The sequence below is a fragment of the Mesorhizobium sp. M0052 genome, from assembly GCF_040323255.1.
Lineage (GTDB): Bacteria > Pseudomonadota > Alphaproteobacteria > Rhizobiales > Rhizobiaceae > Mesorhizobium.
Genome location: NZ_JAMYUS010000037.1, coordinates 1 through 17736 on the forward strand (window position 1 = coordinate 1; position 17736 = coordinate 17736).

Below are 17736 nucleotides of genomic sequence, written 5' to 3' on the forward strand. Positions count from 1 at the left end.
CCCTACTCCCTACTCCCTACTCCCTACTCCCTACTCCCTACTCCCTACTCCCTACTCCCTACCTCACCACCCTCACCACCGTCCGGTCCGACACCAGCGGCAACAGCCGCGCCATTGTCCGCGCTGTCACCGCCACGCAGCCTTGCGTCGGTGTGAAGCCTGGGCGCGCCAGATGGAAGAAGATGGCGCTGCCACGGCCGCGCCGGCGCGGCGCCATGTTCCAGTCGAGCACCAGGCAGGCGTCATAGAGGCGGTCGTCGCGCCGCATTCGCTCATGGCTGGCGCCATAGGGGATTTTCACCGGCCGGTTGTAGTTGCGGTCGTCCGGCACCTCGCACCAGCCGAGATCGGCGCCGATCGGCGCCATCGCCAGCCGGGTTTTGCGGCCGGCCGCGAAATGATCGCCCCGAAAATATCCTGACAAAATCCGCATCTCGCCAAGCGGCGTCGCACCGTCGCCTTCGCGCTTATTGGCCGAGATGCCGCCGCGTCCGAGCGCACAGGCAAACACCTTGCTGCCGGCCTGCAATATCCCCTGGCTGGGGTTGCCCGGCCTCGCCCGAACCACCAGCACACGCAGCCCTTTCGGCAAAATTGCGCCGGCTGCATTGCGATCGCGTTTTTTCTTGTATGATCGTGTCACGGAACAAATCACTGTGATCGGACTGTTGCGCCGGTCAGCTTCCGCATAAATGGGGGGCGGTCAACTGAAAATTCTTTTCAAAACAATGGATTGATCCATGACATCACGTACCATTCTGATCGTTGACGACGATGACGACCTGCGCGGAACCCTCGTCGAGCAACTGGCCCTTTACGAAGAATTCGACGTCTTGCAGGAAGCGACCGCCGCCAAAGGCGTCGCCGCGGCGCGCGGCGGGCTCATCGACCTGCTCATCATGGATGTCGGGCTGCCCGACATGGATGGCCGCGAGGCGGTGAAGATCCTGCGCAAGGGCGGCTACAAGGCGCCGATCATCATGCTGACCGGCCACGATACCGATTCCGACACAATTCTGGGCCTCGAGGCCGGCGCCAACGACTATGTCACAAAGCCGTTCCGCTTCGCCGTGCTGCTCGCCCGCATACGCGCACAACTGCGCCAGCACGAGCAGAGCGAGGACGCCACCTTTTCGGTCGGGCCCTACACGTTCAAGCCCAGCCAGAAGCTTCTGATCGACCAGCGCGGCGGCAAGGTGCGGCTGACCGAGAAGGAAGCCTCGATCATCAAATATCTCTATCGAGCCGACCAGAAGGTGGTGACGCGCGACGTCCTGCTCGAGGAAGTGTGGGGCTACAATTCCGGCGTCACCACGCACACGCTGGAAACTCACGTCTACCGGCTGCGCCAGAAGATCGAGCGCGATCCTTCCAATGCTGAAATTCTTGTGACAGAAAGCGGCGGCTACAAGCTGGTTCCTTAAACTTTTCATTGTTCAATAAGCGGTCGGGGCGGGACTGTTTCGGGGAGGATCCGGCTGGGGGAGCCTGGATCGGCCCGCTGCGCAGATTGAAGTGTTAGAGCGTCCTTTGCGCGTCCAATTGGACGCGCGGCGCTCTAAGGGAGGGATTGGACTGACCGTTCGGGGACGCAGCTAGAGATGGCGCTGGATGACGACATCCGCATCCTGTCCGCCGTGAAGCTCTTTGAGGGTTTCACGCAGGAACAGCTGCGCCTGCTCGCCTTCGGCGCCGAAGCCACCCATCTGCAGGCCGACCGCAAGCTGTACCGCGAGGATGACGAAGCCGACTCAGCCTATATCGTGGTCAGTGGCCGCATCGTGCTCTACCGCGAGCATGACGGCGACCGCATCCCGATCGGCACCGCCGGCCCCGGCACGATCCTCAGCGAACTGGCGCTGATCGCCGACTCAAGACGGCTGACCAGCGCCTCGGCCGAGACCGATTCGGAAGTGATAAGGTTGAGCCGCAAGATGTTTCGCCGCATCCTGGAGGAATATCCCGAAGTGGCGGTGAAACTGCACCAGCGAATCCTCGATGATTTTCAGGCCATGATCGCCCGCATCGAGAAGTTGGCCCCAAGGTTTGGCGGGTAGGTCCCCGCGACCGCGCTCACGCTTGGGTGTGTCGAGATTCAGGTCAGGCCGAGTCGAAAATGGCTGATACCGAGAACCGGAGCGGGGCGTACTCAAAGTACGCACCGGAAGCGCAGGTATCGGCCATTGCAGGCCGGCCTCACCTGAATATCGGCACGCCTAATCCAGGTCGAACCGCGCAATCACCGGCACATGGTCCGAGGGCCGCTCCCAGCCACGCGCCTCTCGCAGGATCTCATAGCCGGCAAAGCTCGGCACCAGGTTCGGTGACGACCAGACATGGTCGAGCCGGCGGCCGCGGTTCGAGGCTTCCCAGTCCCGCGCGCGATAGCTCCACCAGGTGTAGAGCTTCTGCTCTGGCGGCACGTCGAGCCGCATCAGGTCGACCCAGTCGCCGGCGATCCGCATCGCGTCGAAATTTTGCGTCTCGACCGGCGTGTGGCTGACGACGTTGAGCAATTGCTTGTGCGACCAGACATCGTGCTCCTGCGGCGCGATGTTGAGGTCGCCGACCAGGATCGAAGCCGACACCTCGTCATGCGCGGCGTGGATGGCGTTCATCTCGGCAACGAAATCGAGCTTGTGGCGGAACTTGCGGTTGATCTCCGGATCGGGCTCGTCGCCGCCGGCCGGCACGTAGAAATTGTGGACCAGGATTGCCTTGCCGCCGGCCTGCACCTTGACCGACAGATGCCGGCTGTCATCGATCTCGCAGAAGCGCCGTTTCTCGACAATCTCGATCGGCCGCCGCGCCACCGTCGCAACGCCGTGATAGCCCTTCTGGCCATGGAATGCGATGTGCTCGTAGCCGGCCTTGCGGAACGCCTTTTCCGGAAACAGCTCGTCGGGAACCTTCGTCTCCTGCAGGCAAAGCACATCGGGCGCCTGCTCCGTCAGCAGCCGCTCGACGATCGGCATGCGCAGGCGCACGGAATTGATGTTCCAGGTGGCGATGGAGAAGGGCATGCGGCGATCCGAACAAGGTCGCCGATCTACTGCCAGCCGAGCGCCACAAACACAAGCCAGCCTTTGCGGGCGGCGGCCCTGATTCAGGTCAGGCCGAGTCGAAAATGGTGGTCTCCGAGAACCGGAGCGGAGCGTACTTAAACCACGTGAGCACCGGAAGCGCAGGAGATCGCCATTTGCAGGCCGGCCTCACCGGATCTAGCGGTGGTTGGTGTTCAGCTCGCGGTTCGCCGTATAGTCGATGGCGAACGTATCCGCAGGGAAGCTGACGCCTTCCTTGGTGTTGTAGATCATCACCGTGGTGTCCTTGCCCTGCGCGTCGGTGATGGTCCACTGGCGCAGATCATAGGATTTCGGATCGAACATCATGGTGATCTTCGAATTGCCGAACACCGACTTGTCGGCAAGCTGGATGGTGGTGAGGTCGCTCTCTTCCTTGATCGATTTGACGCGGCCGCCCGAGAGGTCGATCTTGGTGTCGAGCAACAGCTTCAGCGGTGTCTTCGACAACGGATAGAGATCGGACGTTTTCAGCCGCTTGTTGAGGATGACCACCGACTTGCCGTCGGAAATCACCCGGAAATTCGACTTGCCGTCATAGTTGAAGCGAATCTTGCCTGGCCGCTCAAGGAAGAACTTGCCGCCGGTCTGCTGGTTGTTGGGGCCGAACTGGACGAACTCGCCGCTCATCGATTTGACCGAGGAGAAATGGTCGGCGATCTTTTGCGCCGTCGGCGGCACCGCCGCCTGCGCCGAGGCCAAGAGCTGGAACCCCGGCACGACGTTGATGGCCGCGGCGCCGGCAAGCATCAGGCCAAGGCCAAGCAACTGGCGACGGTTTGGAGCGAAATCGCTGATCGCGGAAAGATCGTTTTTCATGCCGGTCACTCTCGTGTGGTGTGTGTCTCGTTGCAGTCCGTGGACCCCCAGTTAGACTTAAGTTTGGCGGGCCGGACAGCGCTCAGTCGCTGTAACGCGCCAAAAGGTTCAAGGTTGCCGCCGGGCCGTATCGGCTGATCAGAACTTGTCGTCCTCGGTCGGCACCAGAATTTCGCGTTTGCCGGCATGGTTGGCCGGGCCGACAATGCCTTCCTTCTCCATCTTCTCGATGATCGAGGCGGCGCGGTTGTAGCCGATGCCGAGCCGGCGCTGGATATAGCTGGTCGACGCCTTGCCGTCGCGCAGCACGACCGAGACCGCCTGGTCGTAGGGATCGTCGGAATCCTCGAAATTGCTGTTGCCACCACCGCCAGCGCCGCCCTTGCCCGACGGCTCGTCATCGTCCTCGCCGTCATCCTCGGTGATGGCGTCGAGATATTCGGGCACGCCCTGCAGCTTCAGATGGGCGACGATCTTCTCGACCTCGTCGTCGGCGACGAACGGGCCGTGCACGCGCTGGATGCGGCCGCCGCCGGCCATGTACAGCATGTCGCCCATGCCGAGCAGCTGCTCGGCGCCCTGCTCGCCCAGAATGGTGCGGCTGTCGATCTTCGACGTCACCTGAAAGGAGATACGGGTCGGGAAATTGGCCTTGATGGTGCCGGTGATGACGTCGACCGACGGACGCTGCGTCGCCATGATGACATGGATGCCGGCCGCGCGCGCCATCTGTGCCAGGCGCTGCACCGCGCCTTCGATGTCCTTGCCGGCGACCATCATCAAATCGGCCATCTCGTCGATGATGACGACGATGTAGGGCATCGGCTCGAGATCGAGGTTCTCGGTCTCGTAGATCGCCTCGCCGGTCTGGCGGTCGAAGCCGGTCTGCACGGTGCGCGAGATTTTTTCGCCCTTCTTTTCAGCCAACTGCACGCGCGCGTTGAAGCCGTCGATGTTGCGCACGCCGACCTTGGACATCTTGCGGTAGCGGTCCTCCATCTCGCGCACCGTCCATTTCAACGCCACCACGGCCTTCTTCGGGTCGGTGACCACCGGCGTCAGAAGGTGCGGGATGCCGTCATAGACGGAAAGTTCGAGCATCTTCGGGTCGATCATGATCAGCCGGCAGTCCTGCGGCGTCAGCTTGTAGAGCAGCGACAGGATCATGGTGTTGATGGCGACGGACTTGCCGGAGCCGGTGGTGCCTGCGACCAGCACATGCGGCATCTTGGCGATGTCGACGATCACCGCCTCGCCATTGATGGTCTTGCCCAGCGCCAGCGCCAGCTTGGACTTGGTCGTCTCGAAATCGCGGCTGGCCAGGATCTCCCGGAGATAGACGGTCTCGCGCTTGGCATTCGGCAATTCGATGCCGATGGCGTTGCGGCCGGGCACCACGGCGACGCGGCAGGCAATCGCGCTCATCGAGCGGGCGATGTCGTCGGACAGGCCGATGACGCGCGACGATTTGATGCCGGGCGCCGGCTCCAACTCATAGAGCGTGACCACCGGGCCGGGCCGTACCGCGATAATCTCGCCCTTGACGCCGAAATCCTCCAGAACGCCTTCGAGCAGGCGCGCATTCTGCTCCAGCGCGTCCTTGGACAGGCTGGCGTCGCGCACCACGTTCTTCGGCTCCGACAGGAAATGCAGCGACGGCATTTCGAATGTTTCCGAGCCGATCAGCGAGGTCTGCGCCTCGCGCTGGACGCGCGCGCCGGGAGCGGGACGCGGCGCAGGTGCGGCGACGCGGGTCGCCGCATCTGACCGGAAGTTCTGCACCTTGGCGTTCGGCGCGGCACGGCGCTGGACCGGCTCGTCGTCGAGTTCGACCTCCTCGTCGCCATTGTCGAAACCGGCATCGAGGACGTCGTCATCGTCCGGATCGACGGAAACGCTGCGGTCGTTGACCATGGCGGCGAAGAATTCCGGCTCGACGCGGGCGCGGCCATCCGGGCTCATCCGCGCTTCGGCGAATTCCGCCGATTCGACCCGTTCGGCGGCGCGGCGCCATGCGGTGGAGCGCTGCTCCATCTCCGGCTCGAACTCGTCGCGCTCCTGCTGGCGGCGCACAGCCCGGCGATGCATCCAGGCGCGGAAAGACAGCCACCAGTGGGTAACGGCGCCGAGCGCCAGTATCCCCTCGTCGCCCTCGTCCTCGTCTTCGTCGAAGAGCAGATCGTCCTCTCGGGGATCGGGCTCCGCGGTGCGCTCCATGACGGCAAAGCCGTTCTTGCGCGCAATCAGCGCCGAGCCATAGGCAAACAGCCACAGCGCCGGCGCAATGAGCACCATGGCAATGATGCTGGCAACGATGCCGGTCGGGTAGCCGCCAATGACCAGGCCCGGAATATTGAGCACCATGTCGCCGAACACGCCGCCGAGGCCGGTCGGCAACGGCCACGTCTTGGGCGGCACCACGCAGCCGGCCATCGCCGCCGCGAGCAGCGCGAAGCCGAACCAGGCAAGGCCGCGCTTTGGCAGCCTGTCGACGCCGCGCGCCGAAAACAGGAGAAAGCCCCAGATCACCGCCGGCACCAGGGCGGCGACCGCGGCAAGGCCGAAGAACTGCATGGCGAGGTCGGAGAATACCGCGCCCGCATAGCCCATGGCGTTGGTGACGATGTTGTCGGTGGCGTGCGAGAAGCTGGGATCGGCGACGTTCCAGGTCGCCAGCGCCGCGACGCCAAAGGCGACCAGCGCAAACAGGCCGGCGCCGACCAGCCGCCCGACCTGGCGCCGCGCGAATGCCTGGATGCCGTGCCCCGTATCGGTCAGCGCGAGCGGTGCTGAAGCCCCTGAACGCATGCTTCGTTCCCCGTCTGTCATGGACTGGCCGGGCGCATGACGCACTCCGGCAGATTCGGATGTCAGACTATCGGGGGGAAGGTTAAGGCCGCATTAACTATACGCACCCAGAGCCACGATCTTGCTCACTCCACTGTAGGCAGTCTCAACAGTTCGGAACCAATCCGGTCGACGTCTCCCCGCCGGCGGCCATCATAGAACGTGATTGCGCGGGGACCGAGGCCTGCCAGCACGGTTGCCAAAAAAGAGAGGCCCGGAATAACCCGGGCCTCAAAGCGTGAACTCCTTTCGGGAGCGTCACGACGGGATGGGAGAATGCGGGGCGGCCGAAGCCGCCCCGCGGTGCTTACGAGTGGTAGGCCGCTTCGCCATGCGAAGTCAGGTCGAGGCCTTCGCGCTCGGCGTCGGCTGTCGGACGCAGACCGATGATCAAGTCGACGACCTTGTAGAGGATTGCGCTGCCGATGCCCGACCACAGCAGGGTTACCAGGACGCCTTTGCCCTGCGCCAGCAGCTGCGTGGCCGTGCCGGCATAGCCGGCGGCGAAGTCGGCCGTCGAATAGTCGACGATGCCGGCGCCGCCGAGGGCGGGATTGACCAGAATGCCAGTGCCTAGCGCACCGATGATGCCACCGACGCAGTGGACGCCGAAGACATCGAGGCTGTCATCATAGTCGAACGTGTTCTTCACCACCGAGACGAAGAAGTAGCAGACGAAGGTGGCAACGATGCCAAGCACGATAGCGCCCATCGGGCCGGCAAAACCTGCAGCCGGCGTAATCGCGACGAGGCCGGTGACCGCGCCCGAAACACCGCCGAGCATGGAGGCTTTGCCGCGCAGCAGCGATTCAAGCACGATCCAGGCCACTGCCGCCGCCGCCGTGGCGACGAAGGTGTTGATCATCGCCAGCACCGCATAGGCGTTCGCTTCGAGGTTCGAACCGGCGTTGAAGCCGAACCAGCCGACCCACAGCAATGAAGCGCCGACCATGGTCAGCGTCATCGAGTGCGGCGCCATGATGTCCTTCTTGTAGCCGATGCGCTTGCCGATCATCAGCGCGCCGACGAGACCGGCAATGCCCGCATTGATGTGAACGACCGTGCCGCCGGCGAAGTCGATGGCGCCGAAGCTGAAGATCAGGCCGGACGGGTCGGCATAGGCGCTCGGGCCGCCCCAGAACCAGACCATGTGCGCGATCGGGAAGTAGATTAACGTCACCCATAGGATAACGAAAAGGATCAAGGCGGAGAATTTGACGCGTTCGGCGAATGCGCCGACGATCAGGGCGGGCGTGATGCAGGCGAAGGTCATCTGGAAGACGACGAACACCAGTTCAGGAATGGCGACGCCCTTGCTGAAGGTTTCCGAAAGCGTCGATACGTTGACGCCGGAGAGAAACATCTTCGAAAGGCCGCCGACGAAGGCGTTGCCCGGGGTGAAGGCGAGGCTGTAGCCGTAGAAGACCCAGATGATCATGACCACGCTGGTGATGGTGAAGACCTGCATCAGCACCGACAGCATGTTCTTGGTACGAACCAGGCCGCCGTAGAAAAGCGCAAGGCCGGGAATGGTCATCAACAGCACCAGCACGGTGGAAATCATCATCCACGTGGTGTCGCCCTTGTCGACGGTAAAAGCCGGCGCTGCTGGCGCTGCCGCCGCGACGGCGGGAGCCGCCTCCTGCGCGAAGGCAGCAACCGTGCCCAATGCTCCGAGCGCTAAGGAGCCCAGCAGCGCGGAGCGTGCCACTGACTTCAAGGTGGAAGGTATATTCATTGAACTCTCCATTGGAATACGTGTTCGCCGCTCAAAGTGCGTCGGTGTCTGTTTCGCCGGTACGGATGCGCACCGCCTGATCGATGCCGAAGACGAAGATCTTGCCGTCGCCGATCTGGCCGGTCTTGGCCGCCGCCGTGATGGCTTCGACGGCCTTGTCGACCAGGTCTGTGCTGACCGCGACTTCGATCTTGATTTTCGGCAGGAAACTGACCGCGTATTCCGCCCCGCGATAGATTTCCGTGTGTCCCTTCTGACGCCCGTAGCCTTTGACTTCGGTGACGGTCAGGCCCTGGATGCCGACGGCGGTGAGCGCTTCGCGCACCTCGTCGAGCTTGAACGGCTTGATGATTGCCATCACGATTTTCATAAGGTTTCACCCTTTGCTGTTGCGGTCCCCCGCGTTTGCACACCTTCACCGATCCCAAAAAGCCCGGAGAGTGCCCAACAGGATTCAAGCTCCGTGCCAGTTGCCGAAGCAGGGTGTTAACTCATTGTAAATAAACGGATTGCTCGAGTCCCGGCGGCACGGTGCGCACTGTCAACGGACAGTCACTGATTAAAAAGTAGGCAATTTTTCGAAAATGCCTATTCGGCAGGCGGCCGTTTCAGCCGGATCAGGCCTTCCTGGGCAACCGAGGCGATCAGCGTGCCGTCGCGGGCAAACAGCGAGCCGCGGGTGAAGCCGCGCGACCCCTGCGTCGAGGGGCTGTCCTGCGTGTATAGGATCCAGTCATCGAGCGGATGGCTGCGATGGAACCACATCGCATGGTCGAGGCTCGCCGCCTGGATGTCGCGGTCGAAAATGGCGCGGCCGTGCGCAAAGGTCGAGGTGTCGAGCAGCGTCATGTCGGAGAGGTAGGCAAGCACCGCCGCCTGGATGCCGCGGTCGGCCGGCACCGGGCCGGTGGTGCGGATCCAGATGTTCTGCTGCGGCTCCAGCTTTTCGCGGCTGGTGTAATGCTTCAGCATCACCGGCTTCATCTCAATCGGCCGGTCACGCTCCCAATAGCGCTTGATGCCGTCCGGCACCGCCTCGCCGAACTTGCCCAGCAATTCGCGCTGCGACAACAGGCTGTCGGGCGGCGGCACGTCGCGCGGCATCGGCAGCTGATGCTCAAGGCCAACCTCATCCTGCTGGAACGAGGCTTCCAGCGAAAAGATCGCCTGGCCGTGCTGGATCGCCACCACGCGCCGCGTGGTGAAGGAGCCGCCATCGCGGATGCGGTCGACCTCGTAGACGATCGGCACCTTGGTGTCGCCGGGCCGCATGAAATAGCCGTGCAGCGAATGCACGTGGCGCTCGGGCTCGACGGTGCGCTGCGCGGCGACCAGCGCCTGGGCAATGGTCTGGCCGCCGAAAACGCGCTGCCAGTCGAGCTTGGGGCTGCGACCACGGTACAGATTGTGTTCCAGCTGCTCGAGGTCGAGAATGCTGAGAAGCTCGTCCATGGCCGCCGTCATGCTTCGTGACCTCGCCGTAAGATGCTATGGCGGTTTCCGACAGGAATGGCGGGCAGTCAAGGCCGGAATGCCCCAGTGGGCGGGGATGGTCGAGACTTCGAAAGGAATTGACATGGCGAACCGCAACACGGACGCAAAAAACCCGCTCGACGTGCTGGTCGCTGGCGCCGGCTATGTCGGCCTCGCCGCCGCCGTGTCGCTGAAACAGGCGCGGCCGGGCCTCGCCGTGGCGGTCGTTGATGCTGCCCCCGCCGGCGTCTGGCAGAAGGACCGCCGCGCCTCGGCGATCGCCGCCGCCGCCTGCCGCATGCTCGACCAGCTCGGCGTCTGGCAGGAAATCGTCGGGCAATCGCAGGCGATCACCGAGATGATCGTCACCGATTCGCGCACCGCCGATCCGGTGCGTCCGGTGTTTCTCACCTTCGATGGCGAGGTCGCGCCGGGCGAACCGTTCGCCCACATGGTCACCAACAAGGACCTGAACGGCGCCTTGCGCCGCCGCGCGCAAAAGCTCGGCATCGACATCATCGAAGGTGTCGCGGTCGCATCGTTCGACGGCAATGGCGCCGGCATCACCGTGCATCTGGCCGACGGCGCGGCGATTAAGGCGCGGCTGCTGGTCGCCGCCGACGGCGTCAATTCCAAATTGCGCGACATGGCCGGCATCAAGACGGTGAAATGGGAATATGGCCAGTCCGGCATCGTCTGCACGGTGGCGCATGAGCGCCCGCACAATGGCCGCGCCGAAGAGCATTTTCTGCCGGCCGGCCCGTTTGCAACGCTGCCGCTCAAGCCCACCGAGGACGGCACCAACCGTTCGTCGCTGGTCTGGGTCGAACGTTCCGAGGATGCCGAGAAGCTGGTCTCGGGCGACGACCTCGTCTTCGAGCAGGAGCTTGAAATGCGCTTCGGCCTGAAGCTCGGCGAAATCCGCGTCACCGACAAGCCGCGCGCCTGGCCGCTCGGCCTGACCATCGCGCGCGCCTTCGTCGCCCCGCGCGTAGCACTTGCCGGCGACGCCGCGCACGGCATCCACCCGATCGCCGGCCAGGGCCTCAATCTCGGCTTCAAGGATGTGGCGGCCCTTGCCGAAGTGGTGGTCGAGGCCGATCGCTTGGGACAGGATATCGGCGCGCTCGACGTGCTCGAGCGCTACCAGCAATGGCGCCGCTTCGACACGGTGCAGATGGGCGTCACCACAGATGTGCTGAACCGGCTGTTTTCCAACGACATCGGTCCGCTGCGCCAGCTCCGCGACATAGGCCTCGGCCTTGTCGAACGGATGCCCAGGCTGAAGGAGTTCTTCATCCGCCAGGCGTCGGGGTTGTCCAACGGCACACCACGGCTGCTCAAGGGTGAGGCGATTTAGGCCGGGAATGAGTGCCGCTTTGTCATAGACGCGGCTCGGCTCCTGACATCAGCCGCGCAATGTTGGCGCGGTGGCGCACGATCACGTAGATGCCGCCGGCGATGACCAGCAACCGGTAGGGCAATGGTTGTCCCATGCCGCCGACGAGGGCGATCGCGGTGAGCGCCGCCAGCATCGAACTCAGGGACACAATTCGGGAAACTGCCAACACCACGGCAAATGCCGTCGCCGCGCCTAGGCCCACAGGCCAGGACATCGCCAACAAAACACCCAACCCCGTCGCAGCCGATTTGCCGCCGGTGAAATTCAGCCAGATCGAACGGCTATGCCCAAGCAAAACAGCGAGTCCGGCCAGGCATACAATCCAAGGAGCCCAAACGGGCATATCAGATATTGCCGACGGCGGCGTTGCGGAGGACCAGAAACAAAACCAACGGGCAAAGATGACCGCTGCCGCCCCTTTCAGCACGTCCACCAGAAGCACCACCAATGCTGGCCATTTCCCGAGTGTGCGCAATACATTTGTCGCACCGGTGGACTTGGAGCCGTGCTCCCGGATATCGATGCCCTTAAGCAGTTTCCCCGCCAGATAGCCGGCAGGCGTAGAGCCGATAAGGTAAGCGGCAGCCGATCCTACCACGCTCGCTATCCAGAATGACATGCGCCCGGGCTGTTTCTCAGTTGACCTCAAACCCCAGCTTCTGCCGCAGTCGCAGCATGCGTTGGTCGGCGACCTTGAAACTCTGCTCGCCGCTCTTGGCAACACGATCCAGCATCTGCAGCAGATCTTCGCGCTCATGCGGATCGAGGCGCTCGCGCAGGAAGGGCGCCAGCTTGTCGATGACGATCGTCGTGTCGTCGATCTGCGCCGCGGCCCATTTGGCGTAGACGACGGCTTCATCGGTCTTCTTCTGGTTGTCCGCAATCTGCGAGATCACCTCGCGGATGACCGTTTCGCGCTTCGGCAGGATCGGGCCGTGCTCCGCTGCCAGTGCGGTGATCAGCGTTGCCGCCGCCACCACCGGATCGTCGATCGCCGTCAGCGGCGACAGCGCCGCCTGCTTGCGCAGCTTCTTGCGCCTTATGTTGCCCTGGACGCGGCCGACGACGTCGGCGACCTCGCGCGCGGCTTCGTTCATGGCCTTCATGCGATACCACCAGAACGCCCCGGCTCCCAGCACGCCGAGAATAGCAATCAGGAAAGGCATGTCGAATTCCCCCGAAAATTGCGGCGACGATAGGAGAACTCCGGCGTTGCTTCAACACGCAAGAATTGTATCTGATGAGAAAACAGAGCTGGCCCCCTAATCATCCAGACGCCGAGATCGGACTCAGGTCGCTCGTCACGGGCACGAATGATGCAACCGCTTAGCGATAACGCCGACTTCGCGTCGAGCGCGGTGCCCATTATGACGATCCGTTCGGCCACTGCAATGCGGCTGTCGGCGCGGTGACGCCGGCCTGGGACGATCCGATGTTCCACCCGTTTCTCTACGGGTCGTGGCAAGGGGCGGAATACCGCGCCGGCTTCTACGGCCTTGCCGGCTGGCACAAGGAAGGCCATATGCTGCGCGCGCTGTTCGAGGGCGTGATGTTCGAGCATAGGCGCCACATCAATGTCCTGAAGGACGCCGGTGTCAGCTTCGACAAGGCGGTCCTGTCCGGCGGCGGCTCGCGCAGCGAGCACTGGCCGCAAATCTTCGCCGACGGGCTTGGGGTGCCGATCACCGTGCCTGAGGCGCGCGAGACCGGCGCGCTTGGCGCGGCAATCGGCGCCGGGGTCGCGGCCGGCCTGTTCGCCGACTATGAGGCCGGCGTCGACGCCATGACCCGGTCAAGCGCCGCCTACCGTCCGAACCCGGCCATGCAGGACCATTACAACAGGCGTTATCGCGCCTATTGCGGCCTTGCCGATACGCTGCGATCGTTCTGGGCCGAACACGCCGCAGAACCGAGTAGAACACCGCCGAGGAAACCACCGCAATGACCCAACGGCTCGATGGCGACTACGACTACATCATTGTCGGCGCAGGCACCGCCGGCTGCGTGCTGGCCAATCGCCTGAGCGAAAACCCGGCGACGCGCGTGCTGCTGCTCGAGGCCGGCGGCAGCGACAATTATCACTGGGTGCATATCCCGGTCGGCTATCTCTATTGCATCGGCAATCCGCGCACCGACTGGATGATGAAGACTGCCCCCGAAGCCGGCCTGAACGGCCGCTCGCTGGTCTATCCCCGCGGCAAGGTGCTGGGCGGCTGCACCTCGGTCAACGGCATGATCTACATGCGCGGCCAGGCGGCGGACTACGATGGCTGGCGGCAGATGGGCAATGTCGGCTGGGGCTGGGACGATGTGCTGCCCTACTTCCTCAAATCCGAGGACCATCATGGCGGCAAGACCGAGCTGCATGGCTCCCGCGGCGAATGGAAAGTGGCGCGGCAACGCCTGTCGTGGCCGATCCTGAACACCGTGCAGGAGGCGGCCAAGGAATTCGGCATCATGCCGCGCGAGGATTTTAACGACGGCGACAATGAGGGGTCCGGCTTCTTCGAAGTCAACCAGAGCAAGGGCGTGCGCTGGAACACAGCCAAGGCATTCTTGCGCCCGGCGCTGCGACGGCCGAACCTCAGGCTGGTCGTCAACGCGCATGTCGAGACGGTGTTGTTCGAGGGCAAGCGTGCTATCGGCGTTTGTTATCGCGTCGGCGGCCAAACCATCGAGGCAAAGGCCAGGAGCGAGGTGCTGCTGACCGCCGGCTCGATCAACACGCCGAAACTGCTGGAGCTTTCCGGGGTCGGCGAGCCGGATCGCCTCGCCGCGCTCGGCATCGATGTGGTTCACGCCAGCCCCGATGTCGGCGAGAACCTTCAGGACCATCTGCAGATCCGCACTGTCTACAAAGTGTCGTCGGCGCTGACGCTCAACACGCTAGCCAACAGCCTGAGCGGCAAGGCGAAGATCGCGCTGCAATATGCCTTTGGCCGGTCGGGACCGATGTCGATGGCGCCGAGCCAGTTCGGCATGTTCTCGAAGTCCGGTCCGTCGATGGCGACGCCGGACCTGGAGTACCACGTCCAGCCCTTGTCTACCGACCGGCTGGGCGACCCGCTGCACCCGTTCCCGGCAATCACCATGTCGGTCTGCAATCTGCGGCCCGAGAGCGTCGGCTCGGTGCACGCCACAACCCGCGACCTAGCCGTGCAGCCGGAAATCCGGCTGAACTATCTCTCGACGGTGCGCGACCGCGAGATCGCGCTGCGTTCGGTGCGCCAGGCGCGCGGTATCATGACCGCCAAGGCTCTTGCCGGCTTCCATCCGGAAGAAATCCTGCCGGGCCTCACCCACCAGTCGGACGAGGACCTGCTGCACCAGATCGGCTCGATCGCGACGACCATCTTCCACCCGGTCGGCACCTGTAGGATGGGTGTCGACGACCGCGCCGTCGTCAGCCCGGACCTGCGCGTGACCGGTGTCGAGGGCCTGCGCGTCGTCGACGCCTCGATCATGCCGCGCATCGTCTCCGGCAACACCGCCTCGCCAGTGGTGATGATCGCCGAGAAGGCGGCGGATATGATCCGCCGGCCTGCATGACCTCGCCGCTGCTGCCTTACGACCCCGGCACGTCGTAGATCGCCCTGACTTCGACGGTGCCGATTTCGGCCAGCGGAATTTTGCCGGCGATCTCCAGCGCCTTGTCGAGAGTGTCGGCTTCGATCATGAGGAAACCGAGCAACTGCTCCTTGGTTTCGGCAAACGGACCGTCAGTGATCAGCCGCTTGCCTTGGCGCCGCCGCACCGTCTTCGACGTCTTCACCGATTGCAGCGCCTGCGCGATGATCAGCTTGCCTTGCTGGTCCAATGACCGGTCATAGGCCATCGAATCGGCGTCGAGCTTGGCCAGACGCTCCGGCGTCATGGCATGGAGGTCCTTTTCCTCGCCGTAGACCAGACAGACATATTTCATTTCCAGCTCCCTTGCTGTGACGACCCATAGGCGATCACGGTGCCGGCGGCATCCTTGCCGGCAGCAGCGTTGTCGAGCACGCAGACCGCAATGCCGATCACGGCGACCGCAGCAAGCAGCCGGCCGAAGCCGGAAGGTCGCGAGCAGTCGATCTCGTGTAGACGCGCGCTTTTGTCGGCGTCGTTCCAATGGGCAGAAAACAGATTGTTCATCTTGGATCTCCATCCGCCACGAGAATCCGTGGACGCTCGCAGGACGGCCGGCGCCGATGCAAGTCGACATTTTTGCACGCACATTTTTTCAGAAAAATTTGCAGGGCACGCCGGCGTCGCATCCGGCCGAAACAGCGCGGTGGTCTTCCCCTGCCGCCGCGCTATAGTTGGAGGGAACGCCGCGTGGCCGGCGCTGTCGCTGTAATCAAGGAGAATTCTATGGACCGTACCGCAAACGCCGTCTGGAAAGGCAATCTGAAGGAGGGCACGGGCACGCTCGACAGCCAGAGCGGCACCTTGAAGGGCACGCCCTATTCGTTCAAGGCTCGCTTCGAGGACGAGAGCGGCAAATCCGGCACCAATCCCGAAGAGTTAATCGCGGCGGCACACGCCGGATGCTACGCCATGCAGCTGTCGCATTTCCTGGCCGAGAACGGCACGCCCGCCACCGAGCTCGACGCCAAGGCGGTGGTGACGCTGGTCCCCGGCACCGGCATCACCGGCAGCGCCATCACCCTGATCGGCAAGGTACCGGGCATCGATGCGGCGAAGTTCAAGGAATTGGCCGAGAAGGCCAAGGCCGAATGCCCGGTTTCGAAGGCGCTCGGCGCCATCAAAGTGTCGCTCGACGCGAAACTGGGGTGATCCGCCGATTTTGCCCGGGGTAGCGATTCTTCGCGCCCCCCTCTGCCCTGCCGGGCATCTCCCGGGGAAATTGGAAGCTCGGTAGCTGGCACTCTTCTTTCGACGTTCGTAATTGGCGAAGGCCGGCGTGACATCTGATCTCCCCACTTGAGGGGGAGATGGCCGGCAGGCCAGAGGGGGTGCTGTCCCGCCGACGTCTCGGATACTATTGGGCGCCCAGCGCATCAAGCCGGGCGCGAAGGGCTACGACTTCCTGCTCCAGAGCCTCCAATCTCGCTTCCAGGTCGGAAGCAGGCAAGGCCGGCGCGCTCCGCTGCACCGATAACGCCGCGACGTCCACCGGTCCTGCGAGCAGATGCATAAAACGGTCCTCGCGCTGCCCCGGCCCGCGCGGTATTTCCTGGACGAGCGGCGGGCGGCGGCCGATCAGCATGTCGAGTTCGCCACGCAGGTCCTCGACGGACGAAAACCGCGCCATGCGCTCAGCTCGCGCCAGCAACTCATGCGCCGTCTGCGGCCCGCGCAGCAAAAGCAGGCCGATCACCGCGGTCTGCGGCGTGGTCAGCGAGAAGCGCTGCGCCATCTGATGCTCATAGCGCTCGACGCGCGAGCCGAACATCTGACGCACCAGCCCCTTCTGCTCGAGCAGCTTGAGAGTCCGATGCACCTCCGTCTGCTCCAGCGCCATGACAGGCTCGCGCGCCGTCTTCTGGTTGGCGGCTGCAAGTGCTGCATTCAGCGTCAGCGGATAGACATCCGGCGTCAGCTCCCTCTTCTCGATCAGGCAGCCGAGCACACGGGCTTCGACGGGATTGAGAATGGGAAGGTCATCGCTCATTGAAGTTCAGCCTCCCGGCGGTAAAATTCGGTTGCAAGGGCATGTTTGCGCGCTTGGCCGGCTTTGTCCCTGACGGGGCCGACTAGGTTCATTTCGTGGTGACCATAGCGGGCTTCGAGATAGCGCGCGATTGCGGTCGGGATGAGGCCCGAGACCCATCTCCCGCGTCCGGCTTTTGCGCTCGATCAGGCCGCGGATTTCGTCGCTGGCTTGAGCCGGTATCTCGGTCTGATCGAGGCATTCGCCAAGGTTCATCGGCGGCAGGCTGGCAAAGCCGCGCTGTTCCATCCAGTCGAGCGCCACGAGCGGGCGGATCAGATAGAACAGCTTCTTCAGCTTCACCTCGCCGGAGAAACTGCCGATCTTGGCGACATGCGAACGCGCAAGGCCGAGATAGTGGTGCGATACCTTCGCCGGATCGACGATCTCGGCCAGCAAATCGAGAAGGCGCTGGCGAAACCCCGAAACCTCCTCATAGACGATCGGCGACTTCGCCCATTCGACTATGACGGCATTGCCGCCAAGCGCCAGCAGCAACGCCTTGCGCAGATCCCAGCCGCCGGCATCGATCTCGCCTTCGATCGGAAACTCGATCACATCGCGCGCCTGCTGCAGCACGAGGTGATCGGTTACCGGTCTGATATAGACAAAGCGGCAGTCATAATCGCTGTCGGGAGACGGAAACCCCCAGGCGCGGCTGCCGCTTTCGATGGCAAACAGGATTTTTACAGGCTGGCTTCGCACCAGATCGAGGCGG

The 17736-nt window shown here is 63.5% G+C and carries 18 protein-coding genes and 1 pseudogene; 6 read left to right on the plus strand and 13 right to left on the minus strand.

Features of this window, described 5'->3' with window-relative positions; all coding sequences use genetic code 11:
- Positions 1-58: 58 nt before the first annotated feature.
- The gene (locus tag NKJ77_RS30695; protein WP_196813612.1) at positions 59-595 is read right to left on the minus strand and encodes a L,D-transpeptidase family protein; all 537 of its coding nucleotides are present in this window, start codon (positions 593-595) and stop codon (positions 59-61) included.
- Positions 596-740: 145 nt separating this feature from the next.
- Between NKJ77_RS30695 and NKJ77_RS30700 the strand changes: the two genes are divergently transcribed.
- Both NKJ77_RS30700 and NKJ77_RS30705 read left to right on the plus strand, forming a co-directional pair.
- Positions 741-1424, plus strand: coding sequence for a response regulator transcription factor (locus NKJ77_RS30700; protein ID WP_023670493.1), 684 nt, complete (start codon positions 741-743; stop codon positions 1422-1424).
- Positions 1425-1601: 177 nt separating this feature from the next.
- Positions 1602-2057 (plus strand): cyclic nucleotide-binding domain-containing protein, encoded by a 456-nt coding sequence (locus tag NKJ77_RS30705; protein WP_023670494.1) that lies wholly within the window; start codon positions 1602-1604, stop codon positions 2055-2057.
- A gap of 159 nt (positions 2058-2216) precedes the next feature.
- On the opposite strand, the gene xth is transcribed toward NKJ77_RS30705, so the two are convergent.
- From xth to tesB, 6 genes are all read right to left on the minus strand, one after another.
- Positions 2217-3023: an exodeoxyribonuclease III gene (xth, locus tag NKJ77_RS30710; RefSeq protein WP_023698380.1), complete on the minus strand. Its 807-nt coding sequence runs from the start codon at positions 3021-3023 to the stop codon at positions 2217-2219.
- Between the two features lie 198 nt (positions 3024-3221).
- Positions 3222-3902, minus strand: a complete 681-nt coding sequence (locus tag NKJ77_RS30715) for an outer-membrane lipoprotein carrier protein LolA (protein WP_023683897.1) — start codon at positions 3900-3902, stop codon at positions 3222-3224.
- A gap of 138 nt (positions 3903-4040) precedes the next feature.
- Positions 4041-6710 carry a DNA translocase FtsK gene (locus NKJ77_RS30720; RefSeq protein WP_023736792.1) on the minus strand — a complete coding sequence of 890 codons (2670 nt, stop codon included), beginning with the start codon at positions 6708-6710 and terminating at the stop codon, positions 4041-4043.
- A 346-nt stretch (positions 6711-7056) separates the two neighbouring features.
- Entirely contained in the window at positions 7057-8487 is a 1431-nt protein-coding gene (locus NKJ77_RS30725) for an ammonium transporter (RefSeq protein WP_023818307.1), read from the minus strand.
- 31 nt (positions 8488-8518) lie between these two features.
- Positions 8519-8857 (minus strand): P-II family nitrogen regulator, encoded by a 339-nt coding sequence (locus NKJ77_RS30730; RefSeq protein ID WP_023670499.1) that lies wholly within the window; start codon positions 8855-8857, stop codon positions 8519-8521.
- Positions 8858-9075: 218 nt separating this feature from the next.
- Complete coding sequence (gene tesB / locus NKJ77_RS30735) at positions 9076-9951, minus strand: acyl-CoA thioesterase II (RefSeq protein WP_023687727.1); 876 nt, start codon at positions 9949-9951, stop codon at positions 9076-9078.
- Between the two features lie 112 nt (positions 9952-10063).
- On the opposite strand from tesB, the gene NKJ77_RS30740 reads away from it, so the two are divergent.
- Positions 10064-11320 carry a ubiquinone biosynthesis hydroxylase gene (locus NKJ77_RS30740; protein WP_023826894.1) on the plus strand — a complete coding sequence of 419 codons (1257 nt, stop codon included), beginning with the start codon at positions 10064-10066 and terminating at the stop codon, positions 11318-11320.
- Positions 11321-11342: 22 nt separating this feature from the next.
- On the opposite strand, the gene plsY is transcribed toward NKJ77_RS30740, so the two are convergent.
- Together plsY and NKJ77_RS30750 are read right to left on the minus strand one after the other, a co-directional pair.
- The gene (gene plsY, locus NKJ77_RS30745) at positions 11343-11981 is read right to left on the minus strand and encodes a glycerol-3-phosphate 1-O-acyltransferase PlsY (RefSeq protein ID WP_031195597.1); all 639 of its coding nucleotides are present in this window, start codon (positions 11979-11981) and stop codon (positions 11343-11345) included.
- A gap of 16 nt (positions 11982-11997) precedes the next feature.
- Positions 11998-12528 carry a hypothetical protein gene (locus NKJ77_RS30750; RefSeq protein ID WP_023670503.1) on the minus strand — a complete coding sequence of 177 codons (531 nt, stop codon included), beginning with the start codon at positions 12526-12528 and terminating at the stop codon, positions 11998-12000.
- Positions 12529-12716: 188 nt separating this feature from the next.
- On the opposite strand from NKJ77_RS30750, the pseudogene NKJ77_RS30755 reads away from it, so the two are divergent.
- Both NKJ77_RS30755 and NKJ77_RS30760 read left to right on the plus strand, forming a co-directional pair.
- Positions 12717-13307, plus strand: a pseudogene (locus NKJ77_RS30755) (FGGY-family carbohydrate kinase); the annotation flags it as partial.
- A complete protein-coding gene (locus NKJ77_RS30760) occupies positions 13304-14911 on the plus strand; it encodes a GMC family oxidoreductase (RefSeq protein WP_023831854.1) in 1608 nt (535 codons plus the stop codon). The pseudogene NKJ77_RS30755 and the gene NKJ77_RS30760, both read left to right, overlap by 4 nt.
- Before the next feature lie 16 nt (positions 14912-14927).
- Here NKJ77_RS30760 and NKJ77_RS30765 read toward each other — a convergent pair whose 3' ends face one another.
- Positions 14928-15284 (minus strand): YciI family protein, encoded by a 357-nt coding sequence (locus tag NKJ77_RS30765; protein WP_023831855.1) that lies wholly within the window; start codon positions 15282-15284, stop codon positions 14928-14930.
- Entirely contained in the window at positions 15281-15496 is a 216-nt protein-coding gene (locus tag NKJ77_RS30770; protein WP_023831856.1) for a hypothetical protein, read from the minus strand. Before NKJ77_RS30770 ends, NKJ77_RS30765 begins: the two co-directional genes overlap by 4 nt.
- A gap of 219 nt (positions 15497-15715) precedes the next feature.
- Between NKJ77_RS30770 and NKJ77_RS30775 the strand changes: the two genes are divergently transcribed.
- A complete protein-coding gene (locus NKJ77_RS30775) occupies positions 15716-16141 on the plus strand; it encodes an OsmC family protein (RefSeq protein WP_023670508.1) in 426 nt (141 codons plus the stop codon).
- Positions 16142-16346: 205 nt separating this feature from the next.
- On the opposite strand, the gene NKJ77_RS30780 is transcribed toward NKJ77_RS30775, so the two are convergent.
- Both NKJ77_RS30780 and NKJ77_RS30785 read right to left on the minus strand, forming a co-directional pair.
- Positions 16347-16979 (minus strand): YceH family protein, encoded by a 633-nt coding sequence (locus NKJ77_RS30780; RefSeq protein ID WP_023708761.1) that lies wholly within the window; start codon positions 16977-16979, stop codon positions 16347-16349.
- A 6-nt stretch (positions 16980-16985) separates the two neighbouring features.
- Positions 16986-17723, minus strand: coding sequence for a nucleotidyltransferase domain-containing protein (locus NKJ77_RS30785; RefSeq protein ID WP_023706720.1), 738 nt, complete (start codon positions 17721-17723; stop codon positions 16986-16988).
- Positions 17724-17736: the final 13 nt, after the last annotated feature.